At 70.4% G+C, this 13,455-nt stretch carries 10 protein-coding genes and 1 pseudogene; 6 read left to right on the forward strand and 5 right to left on the reverse strand.

The window, feature by feature from the left end:
• The coding region (locus CCN33_RS19025; protein WP_140394594.1) for an NYN domain-containing protein at positions 1-757 on the reverse strand (757 nt) is incomplete at its 3' end.
• Positions 758-982: 225 nt separating this feature from the next.
• Between CCN33_RS19025 and CCN33_RS32115 the strand changes: the two genes are divergently transcribed.
• A complete protein-coding gene (locus CCN33_RS32115) occupies positions 983-1,156 on the forward strand; it encodes a hypothetical protein (RefSeq protein ID WP_167387899.1) in 174 nt (57 codons plus the stop codon).
• Between the two features lie 112 nt (positions 1,157-1,268).
• Here CCN33_RS32115 and dnaE read toward each other — a convergent pair whose 3' ends face one another.
• Positions 1,269-4,808 carry a DNA polymerase III subunit alpha gene (dnaE, locus tag CCN33_RS19030; RefSeq protein ID WP_086694779.1) on the reverse strand — a complete coding sequence of 1,180 codons (3,540 nt, stop codon included), beginning with the start codon at positions 4,806-4,808 and terminating at the stop codon, positions 1,269-1,271.
• 208 nt (positions 4,809-5,016) lie between these two features.
• Between dnaE and CCN33_RS19035 the strand changes: the two genes are divergently transcribed.
• From CCN33_RS19035 to CCN33_RS19050, 4 genes are all read left to right on the forward strand, one after another.
• Positions 5,017-6,345 (forward strand): DUF2252 domain-containing protein, encoded by a 1,329-nt coding sequence (locus tag CCN33_RS19035; protein WP_086694780.1) that lies wholly within the window; start codon positions 5,017-5,019, stop codon positions 6,343-6,345.
• 58 nt (positions 6,346-6,403) lie between these two features.
• The gene (locus CCN33_RS19040) at positions 6,404-7,096 is read left to right on the forward strand and encodes a hypothetical protein (RefSeq protein WP_086694781.1); all 693 of its coding nucleotides are present in this window, start codon (positions 6,404-6,406) and stop codon (positions 7,094-7,096) included.
• A 92-nt stretch (positions 7,097-7,188) separates the two neighbouring features.
• Positions 7,189-8,013: a thioredoxin domain-containing protein gene (locus tag CCN33_RS19045; protein WP_086694785.1), complete on the forward strand. Its 825-nt coding sequence runs from the start codon at positions 7,189-7,191 to the stop codon at positions 8,011-8,013.
• Positions 8,014-8,105: 92 nt separating this feature from the next.
• Positions 8,106-9,776 (forward strand): alkaline phosphatase D family protein, encoded by a 1,671-nt coding sequence (locus CCN33_RS19050; protein ID WP_086694782.1) that lies wholly within the window; start codon positions 8,106-8,108, stop codon positions 9,774-9,776.
• Between the two features lie 10 nt (positions 9,777-9,786).
• On the opposite strand, the gene CCN33_RS19055 is transcribed toward CCN33_RS19050, so the two are convergent.
• Positions 9,787-10,356 carry a dienelactone hydrolase family protein gene (locus tag CCN33_RS19055; protein ID WP_086694786.1) on the reverse strand — a complete coding sequence of 190 codons (570 nt, stop codon included), beginning with the start codon at positions 10,354-10,356 and terminating at the stop codon, positions 9,787-9,789.
• 115 nt (positions 10,357-10,471) lie between these two features.
• Between CCN33_RS19055 and CCN33_RS19060 the strand changes: the two genes are divergently transcribed.
• Positions 10,472-11,578 carry a mechanosensitive ion channel family protein gene (locus tag CCN33_RS19060; protein WP_086694783.1) on the forward strand — a complete coding sequence of 369 codons (1,107 nt, stop codon included), beginning with the start codon at positions 10,472-10,474 and terminating at the stop codon, positions 11,576-11,578.
• 29 nt (positions 11,579-11,607) lie between these two features.
• On the opposite strand, the gene CCN33_RS19065 is transcribed toward CCN33_RS19060, so the two are convergent.
• Together CCN33_RS19065 and CCN33_RS19070 are read right to left on the reverse strand one after the other, a co-directional pair.
• Complete coding sequence (locus CCN33_RS19065) at positions 11,608-13,194, reverse strand: Na+/H+ antiporter (RefSeq protein WP_086694784.1); 1,587 nt, start codon at positions 13,192-13,194, stop codon at positions 11,608-11,610.
• Between the two features lie 95 nt (positions 13,195-13,289).
• Positions 13,290-13,442: pseudogene (locus CCN33_RS19070) on the reverse strand (GNAT family N-acetyltransferase); the annotation flags it as partial.
• Between the last annotated feature and the right edge of the window lie 13 nt (positions 13,443-13,455).

Below are 13,455 nucleotides of genomic sequence, written 5' to 3' on the forward strand. Positions count from 1 at the left end.
GCGCGGCCAGGTCCTTCGGGGTGGGGACGCCCTTGTGGACGGCGGCCCGGTCCTGCGTGCCGTTCTCCGAGACGGGGGCGGCCGGGCGGTGGGTCTCGTCCTCGGCGGTGCGTTCGCGGCCGGAGGGCGCGGACTCGGGCAGCGGGGCGGAGAGGATCGCGGCGATCTCGGGACGCGGCGCCGGGGGCGGGGCGCAGACACCGGTGAGTTCCTTGGCGCGGACCGCTTTGATGATCCAGGCGCGGTCCAGCACACGCCGTTCGTCGGCCTCGGCGACCAGGTCCTCGGACTGGTTGTAGTCCCCGTCGGCGGCCTGCACGGCCCACAGGTGGACGGCGACGCCGTGCTCCTTGGCCGCCATCATGCCGGGCAGCAGATCGCCGTCGCCGGTGACGAGGACAATGTCGGAGCAGGCGCGGTTACGGGCCAGCTCGGTCAGCTCGGCGTGCATGGCCGCGTCGACGCCCTTCTGCGCCCAGCGGCCGTCGCTCCTGGTCAGGGCGCCGAGCCGGACGGTCACGCGGGGCATCACCCTGAGCCTGCGGTGCTCCGGCTGGGGGACCCGGTCCGGGGCGCCGTCGAACCAGTAGATGCGCAGCAGCGGGCGGCCGGTCTCGGACTCGGCGCGTTCGCGCAGCGCCTGGATGAGCGCGGTGTGGTCGACGATGATCCGGGACCGCGAGGGCTCACCGGCGAGGAGGCTCGCGGCGGCTCCCAGCAGATACCCGGCGTCCACCAGGACGATGCAGCGGTCCACGCGACTCACCCTCTTTCCGGGAGGTATTGCTTCGGCGTTCCTTCGAGTCTGCCCGACCGCGCGGGGGTTAACGGCCGGAACTCGATCTTCGGCGTGGCGTTTCGGGAGCCGGTGTCCCCATCAGCCCTGTCACACACGGTAATTATCCGACATGCGCTTGATGTCAGCGTATGTGAATCTAATTTCGGCCCTGGCCCCTAGACCCCCTTCAGGAGGCAGATCCCCATGGCCAAGAACAAGAACCGCAAGCAGACCGGCCCGAAGAACCGCGCTTCCCAGGCCGAGCAGTCCCAGCGTTCGAGCGAGCAGGCCCCCGAGGCGCAGGAGGCCACCGCCCAGATCGCGGGCGGCCAGCAGGACTACACCCGCAAGCAGAACAAGCGCTTCGGCCACAACTGAATGACGCCACAGGGCATTTGAGCCCACGGCGGGCATACGAAAAGGGGCGCACCTCCGCGGGGTGCGCCCCTTTTGCTCTGCGTATCGCCTTGGCCCGGCGCCCCCGCCGGGCTCAGCCGGTCAGGCAGGACGGGCCGAGCAGGACCTTCAGGTCGCCGTAGAGCGCGGGGTCGGGCTTGACCCGGTGCCGGTCCAGGCGCAGCACGGTGGTCTTGCGCGGGCCCTGGAGCTTGATGCGGACCTCGCTGTCGCCCTTGTGGTGGGTGAGGATCTCGCCGAGGCGGCTGATCATCGGCGGGGTGACCCGGACCGCCGGGATGGTCAGCACCACGGGGGCGTTGGTGCCCGCGTTGGACAGGTCGGGCACCTGGAGCTCCATGGCGACCAGCCGCGGCACGTCCTCCCGCTTGTCGAGCCGGCCCTTGACGAACACCACGGCGTCCTCGACGAGTTGGGTCGAGACGAGCTGGTAGGTCGCCGGGAAGAACATGCACTCGATGGAGCCCGCGAGGTCCTCCACGGTGGCGATGGCCCAGGCGTTGCCCTGCTTGGTCATCTTGCGCTGGAGACCGGAGATGATGCCGCCGATGGTCACCACCGCGCCGTCGGAGTGCTCGCCGCCGGTCAGCTGGGAGATGCCCGCGTCCGCCTTGTCGGAGAGCACGTGCTCCAGGCCGAAGAGCGGGTGGTCGGAGACGTAGAGACCGAGCATCTCCCGCTCCTGGGCGAGGAGATAGGTCTTCTCCCACTCCTCGTCGGTGAACTGGACGTCCAGTCCGAAGCCGGGCTCGTCGCCGGCGTCGTCGCCCATGCCGCCGAAGAGGTCGAACTGCCCCTCGGCCTCCTTGCGCTTGACCGCGACCACGTTGTCGATCATCGGCTCGTACTGCGCGGTGAGGCCCTTGCGGGTGTGGTTCATCGAGTCGAAGGCGCCGGCCTTGATCAGCGACTCGGTGGTGCGCTTGTTGCAGGCGACCGCCTCGACCTTGTCGAGGTAGTCCGGGAAGGAGAGGTACTTCCCCTTGGTCTTGCGGCCCCGGATGATCGCCTCGACCACATTGGTGCCCACGTTGCGCACCGCGGAGAGGCCGAAGAGGATCACGTCGTCGCCCTGGGCGGCGAAGTTGGACTCCGACTCGTTGACGTTCGGCGGGAGCACCTTGATGCCCATGCGGCGGCACTCGTTGAGGTAGACCGCGGACTTGTCCTTGTCGTCCTTGACCGAGGTCAGCAGGCCCGCCATGTACTCGGCCGGGTAGTTGGCCTTCAAATAGGCGGTCCAGTAGGACACCAGGCCGTACGCGGCGGAGTGCGCCTTGTTGAACGCGTATCCGGCGAACGGGACCAGCACGTCCCACAGCGCCTGGATGGCCTCGTCGCTGAAGCCCTTGTCGCGGGCGCCCTTCTGGAACAGGACGAAGTTCTTCGCCAGTTCCTCGGGCTTCTTCTTGCCCATCACCCGGCGGAGGATGTCGGCCTCGCCGAGCGAGTAGCCCGCGATGATCTGGGCGGCCTTCTGCACCTGCTCCTGGTACACGATCAGGCCGTAGGTGACGTCCAGGACCTCCCGGAGCGGCTCCTCCAGCTCCGGGTGGATCGGCGTGATCTCCTGCTGCCCGTTCTTGCGCAGGGCGTAGTTGGTGTGGGAGTTCATGCCCATCGGGCCCGGCCGGTACAGGGCCGAGACGGCGGAGATGTCCTCGAAGTTGTCCGGCTTCATCAGGCGCAGCAGCGAGCGCATGGGGCCGCCGTCGAACTGGAAGACGCCGAGGGTGTCGCCGCGCTGGAGCAGCTCGAAGGTCTTGGGGTCGTCGAGCGGGAGGCTCAGGAGATCGATGTCGATCCCCTTGTTGGCCTTCACCATCTTGACGGCGTCGTCCATGATCGTGAGGTTGCGCAGGCCCAGGAAGTCCATCTTCAGCAGGCCGAGCGACTCACAGCTCGGGTAGTCCCACTGGGTGATGGTCACGCCGTCGGTGTGCCTCACCCACACCGGGACGTGCTCGGTGATGGTCTCGCTGGACATGATCACGCCGGCGGCGTGCACACCCATCTGCCGGACCAGGCCCTCCACACCGCGCGCGGTGTCGATGACCTTCTTCACGTCCGGTTCGTTCTCGTACATCGACCGGACCTCGCCGGCCTCCGAGTACCGGGGGTGCTCGGGGTTGGTGATGCCGTCGATGTTGATGCCCTTGCCGAGGACGTCGGCGGGCATGGCCTTGGTGATCCGGTCGCCCATCGCGTACGGGTAGCCCAGCACGCGCGCGGAGTCCTTGATCGCGTTCTTGGCCTTGATGGTGCCGTAGGTGCCGATCATGGCGACCTTGTCGGCGCCGTACTTCTCGGTCACGTAGCGGATCACCTCGACGCGCCTGCGCTCGTCGAAGTCGATGTCGACATCGGGCATCGAGATGCGCTCGGGGTTGAGGAACCGCTCGAAGATCAGGCCGTGCGGGATCGGGTCGAGGTCGGTGATGCCCATGGCGTAGGCGACGATCGAACCGGCCGCGGAGCCTCGGCCGGGGCCGACCGCGATGCCGTTGTTCTTGGCCCACATGATGAAGTCGGCGACCACGAGGAAGTAGCCGGGGAAGCCCATCGAGATGATGACGTCCATCTCGTACTCGGCCTGCTTCTGCCGGTCCTCGGGGATGCCGCCCGGGAAGCGGCGCTCCATGCCGCGGCGCACCTCCTCCTTGAACCAGGTGACCTCGGTGTAGCCGTCCGGGATGTCGAACTTGGGCATGAGGTTCTTGGCCTCGAACATGCCCGTGGTGTCGACCATCTCCGCCACCAGGAGGGTGTTGGCGCAGCCCTCCTGCCAGGCGTCGGAGGAGTCGATGGCGTACATCTCGTCCGTGGACTTCAGGTAGTAGCCGGTGCCGTCGAACTTGAAGCGGCCGGGCTCGGAGAGGTTCTTGCCGGTCTGGATGCACAGCAGGGCGTCGTGGGCGGCCGCCTCGTGCGCGTAGGTGTAGTGCGAGTCGTTGGTGACCAGCGGGGGGATGCCGAGCTTCTTGCCGATCTCCAGCAGGCCGTCGCGGACCCGGTGCTCGATGTCGATGCCGTGGTCCATCAGCTCCAGGAAGTACCGGTCCTTGCCGAAGATGTCCTGGTAGTCGGAGGCGGCCTTCAGGGCCTCGTCGAACTGGCCGAGCCGGAGACGGGTCTGCACCTCGCCGGAGGGGCAGCCGGTGGAGGCCACGATCCCCTCGGACCACTTGGAGATGGTCTCCTTGTCCATCCGGGGCCACTTCTGCAGCCAGCCCTCGGCGTACGCGTCGGAGGACAGCCGGAAGATGTTGTGCAGGCCGGTCCTGTTCACCGCCCACATCGTCTTGTGGGTGTAACCGCCGGAGCCGGAGACGTCGTCCCGCTTCTGGTGCGGCTGGCCCCACTGGATCTTGCGCTTGTTGCGCCGGGACTCGGGGGCGACATACGCCTCGATCCCGATGATCGGGGTGATCCCGGCCTTCTTCGCGGAGTGGAAGAAGTCGTACGCCCCGTGCAGGTTGCCGTGGTCGGACATGGCGATGTGCGTCATGCCCATCTCATTGCAGGCGTTGAACATGTCCTTGAGCCGCGCGGCACCGTCCAGCAGCGAGTACTGGGTGTGGACGTGCAGGTGCGTGAAGGGCGGCTTCGACACGGTTTCGGCCTCCGGATGAACAAGAAGGGGACAGCGAGGAAGTCTATGCCCCGGCACTGACACCGCCGGGCCCGGTCCGCGTACCTTCAGGTGGGAACCGGGCACTCCGGCGCGGCGTCGCCCGTTGTGGACGGGGGGCACGGCGGCAGGGCTCCTCCCGTGTTCCCGCACACCTCACGCACGATCCCGCACCAGGAGGCACCCCGCGATGCCGGTTTCCCAGCTCAGTGACGAGCAGCGCGGCGAGGAGATCCTCGCCGTCTTCGACACCGCCTTCGGGCGGCTGCTGGCCGCGGACCCGGCCGCCTTCCGGGTGAAGTTCCGCAAGATGGCCGCGAGCGCCTTCGCCTTCTACCGGGGCACGGCGGGCCTCTTCTACCACGACCTGGACGCCGAGAAGCGGGGCGGCCCGTACCTGGACGAGCGCACCTCGCGGGTGTGGGTGCACGGTGACCTGCACGCCGAGAACTTCGGCACCTACATGGACTCCAACGGCCGCCTGGTCTTCAACGTCAACGACTTCGACGAGGCGTACGTCGGCCCCTTCACCTGGGACCTCAAGCGCTTCGCCGCCTCCATCGCGCTGATCGGGTACGCCAAGGCGCTCAGCGACGAGCAGATCACCGAGCTGGTGACGGTCTACGCGGTCGCCTACCGCGAGCGCATCCGCGCCCTGGCCACCGGGGCCAAGGACGACGAGGTGCCGCCCTTCACCCTGGACACCGCCCAGGGCCCGCTGCTGGACGTGTTGCGCGACGCCCGCTCGCTGACCCGGTTCGGGCTGCTGGAGTCGATGACCGAGATCCGCGACTTCGAGCGCCGGTTCGCGCCGGGCGGCGGCTCGGTCGAGCTGGACGCGGCCACCCGGTACAAGGTGCTGGCCGCCTTCGACGGCTACCTGGAGACGCTCCCGGAGACCTCGCTGGCGCGCCCGGAGTCGTACCGGGTCAAGGACGTCGTGGGGCGGCGGGGCATCGGCATCGGCTCGGCCGGGCTGCCCTCGTACAACATTCTGCTGGAGGGGGCGACGGACGCGCTGGAGAACGATGTGGTGATCTACATCAAGCAGGCGCAGACCCCGGCCGTCTCCCGGCACATCACGGACCCGGCCATCGCCGGTTACTTCCAGCACGAGGGCCACCGCACGGTGATCTCCCAGCGCGCCCTGCAGTCGCACGCCGACCCGTGGCTGGGCTGGACCGAGCTGGACGGCGCGGGCCAGCTGGTCGCCGAGATCTCGCCGTACGCGGTCGACCTGGACTGGAGCGACATCGACGACCCGGAGGAGATCGCGGCCGTCGTGGCCGACCTCGGCCGGGCCACGGCCACCATGCACGCGGCGGCGGACGAGACCACCTCGGGCGAGTCCCTGGTGCCGTTCTCCACCGAGCGGGCCATCGACGCCGCCATCGCGGGTGACGAGGAGGGGTTCGCGCCCCTGCTGGTGGACTTCGCGCACAGCTACGGCGCCCGGGCCCGCGCGGACCACCAGACGTTCCTGGACCTGTTCCGCAACGGCCGGATTCCGGGGCTGTGACCGCCGCCCACCCTTTACGGGTGTCTCACAGCGGTCCGTGACACACTCTCCTCTCGCTATGGACATATCCGGGACCCAGCTCAGAGCCGTGCGCGCGGCGCTGTTCACGGCCTTCACCGTGACGCTCAGCACCGCGTCGCACGTGCTGCTGTCGCGGTCCCCGCTGCCGGCGGCGACCGTCCTCGCGGTCGCCGCCGGGGTGTTCACCGCCGCGTACGCGCTGGCGGGCCGGGAGCGCGGCTTCGGCCCGATCGCGGCCCTGCTGGTCCCGCTGGAGCTGGCCGCCGACACCGTGTTCACCACCGGGCAGCACGCCTGCTACGGCCGGGCCGGCGGCCCGGTCACCGGCCCGCTGCACGCGGTGGGCCTGGACCTGCTGTGCCGGGGCGGCGCCGTGGGCGGCCCGCTGGCCCGTGTCCCCGGCTCCCCGGACCGCGCGGGCGCGCTGCTCGCGCACACCGACCCGGCCGCCTCCTGGCTGCTGCTCGCCGCGCACATCGGGGTGGGGCTGCTGGCCGCCGCCTGGCTGCGCCGGGGCGAGCGGGCCCTGGCCGGGCTGGTGGGGGCCGTCGCGGCGACCACGTTCCGGCCGCTGCTGCTGGCGGTGGCCGCCGGTGCGGTCCGGCCGGCCCCGGCCCGCCGGATGCCCGGCCCGGCGCCGCGCCCGGCCGCCGCGCGGGCCGCCCTGCTCCTCGCGCACTCTCTGGGACGGCGCGGACCGCCGTGCTCCCCCGCGCTCGCCCACCGCTGAGCGACACCGGGCACGACCCCGTTCCCCACACATATCCCGCGCACACCTACCTCGGATTCGGCATGTGCGCGTCCCCTATGGAGATCACCAACATGAGCAAGCGGAACACCCAGGCGGCGAAGACGGCGGCGCGTGAGCGGCTGCGCGAGGAGCGCGAGCGCCAGGCCAAGCGGGACAAGGTGAAGCGCCAGGCGATCGTCGGCCTGTCGGTGGTGGCGGTCCTCGCCGCCGCGGGCGGCATAGGTTACGCGGTCGTCCAGAACAACAAGCCGAGCGGCTGGGAGGCGGCGAAGAAGGCCACCCTGGTCAAGCCCGCCCACACCACGGGCAAGGACGGCACGACGGTCGTCATCGGCAAGGACACCGCGAAGAAGACCCTCACCATGTACGAGGACCCGCGCTGCCCGGTCTGCGCCCAGTTCGAGCAGGCGTCCGGCGCCACGGTGGACAAGGACGTCGCGGACGGCAAGTACAAGATCCAGTACGTCGGCGCGACCTTCATCGACAACAACATCCCGGGCGAGGGCTCCAAGAACGCGCTCAGCGCGCTCGGCGCGGCCCTGAACGTCGACCCGGAGGCGTTCCTCAAGTACAAGGCGGCGCTGTACTCGGCGAAGTACCACCCCGACGAGCAGGACGACAAGTTCAAGAGCGACGACTACCTGATCAAGGTGGCGGACACCGTGCCCGCGCTCAAGGGCAACGCGTCCTTCCGGAAGGCCGTGAAGGACGGCACCTACGACAAGTGGGCGCTGGTGATGAGCGACAAGTTCAACACCGACGGCAAGAAGTACGGCTTCCAGGGCACGCCGACGCTGCTGATGGACGGCAAGAAGGTCACCGGCTCCGACGGCCAGAACGCGCCGATGACGCAGGGCGAGTACGTCACCGCGATCACCAAGGCCCTCAAGGGCTGAGCCCTTCGCGGTGCGAGGCACCGCGTGAAGAGCGGGCGAACTTTCGGGGTTCGCCCGCTCTTCGGGCTTACCGATCAGTAACCTGATCGGCCGTGACCAGACCCCACAGATCCCTCGAGGCCGTACCGGCCCGCAACACCCTTGCGCCCAGCCGCCGTACGGTCGTCAAGGCCGCGGCGGCCGGCGCCGTCCTGGCCGGGCCGCTCGCCGCGGCCCTCCCGGCGCGCGCCGCCACCGCGGCCCCCGTCTTCCGGCACGGCGTCGCCTCCGGCGACCCGCTGCCCGACGGCATCCTGCTCTGGACCCGGGTGACCCCCGTGCCCGAGGCACTGCCCGGCTCCGGGATCGGCCCGGACACCGAGGTCGGCTGGGCCGTCGCCCGCGACAAGGCGTTCACCGACGTCGTCGCCACCGGCTCCACCACCGCCACGGCGGCCACCGACCACACCGTGAAGGCCGACATCCGGGGGCTCCAGCCGGGCACCGACTACTGGTTCCGCTTCACCAGCGGCGGCGCCGAGTCCCCGGTGGCCCGCACCCGCACCGCGCCCGCCCCCGACGCGGCCGTACCGGGCCTGCGCTTCGGCGTGGTCTCCTGCGCCAACTGGGAGGCGGGCTACTTCAGCCCCTACCGCCACCTCGCGGCCCGCGGCGACCTCGACGCCTGGCTGCACCTGGGCGACTACATCTACGAGTACGGCACCGGCGAGTACGGCACGCGGGGCACCGTGGTGCGCCCGCACTCCCCCGCGCACGAGATCCTCACCCTGGCCGACTACCGGATACGGCACGCCACTTACAAGACCGACCCCGACCTCCAGGCGCTGCACCTGGCCGCGCCGGTCGTCGCCATCTGGGACGACCACGAGTTCGCGGACAACGACTGGTCGGGCGGCGCGGTCAACCACACCGAGGGCGCCGAGGGCGCGTGGGCGGACCGCCAGGCGGCCGCGAAGCAGGCGTACTTCGAGTGGATGCCGGTCCGCCCGGCCGTCGCGGGCACCACCTACCGCAGGCTGCGCTTCGGCAAGCTGGCCGACCTGTCCCTGCTGGACCTGCGCTCGTTCCGCTCCCAGCAGGCGGCGACCGCCTCCGGCTCGGTGGACGACCCGGACCGCACGCTCACCGGGCGGGCCCAACTGGACTGGCTCAAGGCCGGGTTGAAGGCCTCGGACACCAAGTGGCGGCTGGTCGGCAACTCGGTGATGATCTCGCCGTTCGCGGTGGGCGCGCTCTCCGCCGATCTGCTCCGGCCGCTGGCGAAGCTGCTCGGGCTGCCGCAGGAGGGCATCGCCGTCAACACCGACCAGTGGGACGGCTACACCGACGACCGGCGCGAACTCCTGGCCCACCTCAAGGCCAACGCCATCGGCAACACCGTCTTCCTCACCGGTGACATCCACATGGCGTGGGCCAACGACGTGCCCTACGACGCGGGCACCTACCCGCTGTCGGCGTCGGCTGCCACCGAGTTCGTGGTCACCTCGCTCACCTCGGACAACCTCGACGACATCGTGAAGGTCCCCCAGGGCACCGTCTCCGCCGTCGCCGCGCCGGTCATCCAGGCCGCCAACCGGCACGTCCACTGGGTCGACACCGACCGCCACGGCTACGGCGTGCTCGACATCACCGCCGAGCGCGCGCAGATGGACTACTACGTGATCTCCGACCGTGCGAACCCCGGCGCGAGCTCGGCGTGGGCGCGTTCGTACCGCACCCGCAGCGGGACGCAGAAGGTCGAACGGAGCTACACGCCCGTGTAGCCGCCCAGGGCTAGAGGCTCTCGAGGAAGCCGAGCGCCACCCGCCAGGTGGCCTCGGCGGCCTCGGCGTCGTAGTCGGGCAGGTCGCGGTCCATGTAGAGGTGACCCGCGCCGGGGTAGCGGTAGACCTCGACGTCCGCGCCGGTGCGGCCCATCTGGAGGTACCAGGCGCTCAGCCAGTCGTCCGTCTCGAACTGGTCCGGCTCGGCCACGTGCAGCTGCACCGGCAGCTCGTCCGTGAAGGCGTTCGGCGCGATGTCCGAGGTGCCCTGGAGAAGCAGCAGCCCGCGCGCCTTGTCATCGCCCAGGGCCAGGGTCTGCGCGACCGAGGCGCCGAGCGAGAACCCCGAGTAGACGAGCCCGCGGTCGGAGTAGGGGGCGACGGCCAGCACGGCCCGCTTGAGCAGCTCCTCCTTGCCCACGGACTGCTGGTACTCCATGCCTTCCTCGACCGAGTCGAAGGTGCGGCCCTCGAAGAGGTCCGGCGTCCACACCTCGTGCCCGGCCGCGCGCAGCCGGTCCGCCGCGTCGCGCACCGCGGGGGTGAGCCCGTAGGCCGAGTGAAAGAGCATGATGTTCATGCCCCCCATGGTGCCAGCCGCACCAGGTCAGGGCGTTACCGGCGCGGGCCCGTCTACCCAGCACGAGACCGAACACACAGGTTCATGCCGCCGCCACGCGGTTACGTTCCCCCTCATGGAGAACGTCATCCGGCCCCTGGCCGTGGTCGGCGGTGCCGTCGCGCTCACCGTGCTGCTCGGCTGGGCCACCGATCTGCTGCTGCGCAAGGCCGACGAACGGCACGGCGAGACCCCGCTGTGGGACCTGCTGCGCCGTTGCCGCATCCCCTACCAGCTCGTCCTGCTCGCCGCCCTGCTCAGAGGGTCCTACGCCCAGGTGCCGTGGCTGCGCGGCCACCTGATCGGCATCGGCCAGGCCCTGACCCTGGTGCTGATCGGGTCCACCGCGTGGCTCGTGATCGGCATCGCGGGCGCCGTGGTGGAGACCTCGTACAGCCGGTACGCCCGGATGCACCGGGACGCCGCGCGGGTACGCCGGGTGCGCACCCAGGTCACGCTGATCATGCGGGTGGTGTCGGCGACGGTCGGGGTGGTCGCGGTGGGGGCGATGCTGCTGACGTTCCCGGAGATGCGCGCGGCCGGTGCCTCGCTGCTGGCCTCGGCCGGCATCCTCGGCATCGTGGCCGGTGTCGCGGCCCAGTCGACGCTGGCCAACCTGTTCGCCGGGCTGCAGATCGCCTTCGGCGACATGGTGCGCATCGGCGACACCGTGGTGGTGGACGGCGAGTGGGGCACCGTCGAGGAGATCACCCTGACCTTCCTGACGGTACGGACCTGGGACGAGCGCCGGATCACCATGCCGGTCTCCTACTTCACCTCGCGCCCGTTCGAGAACTGGTCGCGCGGCACCCCGCAGATGACCGGCACCGTCTTCTGGTACCTCGACCACAGCGCGCCGGTGGAGGCGATGCGGGAGAAGCTCCGCGACATCCTGCGCCACTGCCCCGCCTGGGACGGACGTGCCTACGGCCTGGTGGTGACCGACACGACCCCGAACACCATCGAGGTGCGCGCCCTGGTGACCGCGAAGGACGCGGACGACATCTGGACGGTCCGGGTCACGGTCCGCGAGCAGCTGATCGCCTGGCTCTCCGCCGAGCACCCCTACGCGCTCCCCCGCGTCAACACCTCCGACGCGGTGAAGGCCCCGTACCAGATCCCCTCCCCGGACCGGGCCACCCTGCGCAAGGCGTACGACTTCCCGCGCACCGGCCGGGTCTAGGGAGCCCCGAGGAAGAAGCCGGGGGCGGCTCAGCGCAGGCTGCGTACGTCGAGATGGCGCAGTACGCGGTCCACGATCTCCGGGTCCGCCCCCGGCTCGCTGCGCGCCGCGAGCACCTCGTGGCGGGCGGCGCTCATCATCTCCGACTGGATCTGCCGCACCCGCTTCAGGCGCCGGGCCCGCTTGTGGTGGGCCTCCCGGCGCTCCTCCTCGCCCATGTCGGGGCTGATGCGGATGCCGATGTCGAAGGCGCGCCGGAGCATCTGCTCGGACAGCTCCTCGGGGAGGTCCTCGACCTGCTCGATCTCCCGCAGCTTGCGCCGCGCCGCCTTGGTCGCGCGGACCGCCAGCTCCTTCTCGAAGTCCTTCTCCCGCTCGGAGTCGGCCCGCACCCCGAGCCTGCGCACCAGCGAGGGCAGGGTGAGCCCCTGGAGCACCAGGGTGGCGATGATCACCCCGAAGGCGATGAAGATGATGATGTCCCGGTCCGGGAAGGGGCTGCCGTCCTTGGTGGTGAGCGGCACGGCGAGGGCCAGCGCGACCGAGGCCACCCCGCGCATCCCGGACCACCACATCACCACGGTCTCGCGCCAGCCGACCGGGATCTCCTCGTCGATGTCCCGCCGGGCGTGCAGCCGTTTGGTCAGCCAGGTCGCCGGCAGCAGCCACAGCAGCCGGACCAGGATCACCACGGCCGCGACCGCCGCCGCCCAGCCGAGCAGCTCGGCCCAGCGGCCGGAGGCGGTGCGCACCGCGTTGTGCAGTTCTAGGCCGATCAGCCCGAAGGCGACGCCGGTGACGAGGGTGTCGATGATGTCCCAGAAGGTGTGCCCGGCCAGCCGGGTCATCACGTCGTCGGCGTCGGTGGCGTACTCGGAGAGGAACAGGGCGGTGGTGAGCACCGCGAGCACACCCGAGCCGTGCAGTTCCTCGGCCAGTACGTAGGAGGCGTACGGCACCAGCAGGGAGAGACCGATCTGGAGGGTGGCGTCGCCCAGCAGGGACATCAGCTTGTTGGCGCCCCAGCCGAGCGCGAGGCCGACGGCGACGGCGACGACCGCGGAGAGCACCAGGTCAAGCCCGGCCTCCCAGGGCGAGAACTCACCGCTGATCGCGGCGGCGATGGCCACGTGGTACAGCACGATCGCGGTGACGTCGTTGAACAGCCCCTCGCCCTCCAGGATGGACACCAGGCGCCGCGGCAGGCCCAGCTGACCGGCGACGGCGGTCGCGGCGACCGGGTCCGGCGGGGCGATCAGCGCGCCCAGGGCGACGGCGGCGGCGACCGGCAGGCCCGGCACTATGGCGTGCGCGACCGCGGCCACGCAGATCGTGGTCACGAAGACCAGGGCGACGGCCAGCAGGAAGATCGGCCGGAGGTTCGCGGCGAACTGCCGCCAGGAGGTGCGCCGTACGGCCGCGTAGAGCAGCGGCGGCAGCAGGGCGGGCAGGATCAGGTCGGGCGGGATGTCGACGTTGGGCACGAAGGGCAGCACGGCGAGCACCCCGCCGAACACCGTCATCAGCACCGGCGCGGGAAGATTGAAGTACTCGCCCACCGGCACACTCACCAGGGCGGCGAGCAGGATCACGAACAACAGGGCCAGCTGATCCACGTAGCGCGCTCCGGAGGTAAACGATCACCGCAAGCCTCCAGCCTGCCACGCCGGCCGGAAAAGCCCGGTCAACGGCCCGCGCTCGGACGGCAGTCCTACGCGGGCCCGAGCGGGCGGCGCATCGCCCGGTGCGCGATCTGGGCGTCCTGGAACTCCGGCCCGTACGCGGTGTAGCCGAGGCGCTCGTAGAAACCGAGGGCCCGGGTCTGGGCGTGCAGGTCGACGGCGGTGAGGCCGAGGTCCCGGGCCCTCGGTTTCTAC

It is taken from the genome of Streptomyces recifensis, from assembly GCF_002154615.1.
GTDB lineage: Bacteria > Actinomycetota > Actinomycetes > Streptomycetales > Streptomycetaceae > Streptomyces > Streptomyces griseoluteus.

What these genes read in the sequence shown, in the direction of transcription:
- CCN33_RS32115 (WP_167387899.1), top strand. Translation starts at nt 983, where the DNA reads ATGGCCAAGAACAAGAACCGCAAGCAGACCGGCCCGAAGAACCGCGCT.
- CCN33_RS19035 (WP_086694780.1), top strand. Translation starts at nt 5,017, where the DNA reads ATGCCGGTTTCCCAGCTCAGTGACGAGCAGCGCGGCGAGGAGATCCTC.
- CCN33_RS19040 (WP_086694781.1), top strand. Translation starts at nt 6,404, where the DNA reads ATGGACATATCCGGGACCCAGCTCAGAGCCGTGCGCGCGGCGCTGTTC.
- CCN33_RS19045 (WP_086694785.1), top strand. Translation starts at nt 7,189, where the DNA reads ATGAGCAAGCGGAACACCCAGGCGGCGAAGACGGCGGCGCGTGAGCGG.
- CCN33_RS19055 (WP_086694786.1), bottom strand. Translation starts at nt 10,356, where the DNA reads ATGAACATCATGCTCTTTCACTCGGCCTACGGGCTCACCCCCGCGGTG.
- CCN33_RS19060 (WP_086694783.1), top strand. Translation starts at nt 10,472, where the DNA reads ATGGAGAACGTCATCCGGCCCCTGGCCGTGGTCGGCGGTGCCGTCGCG.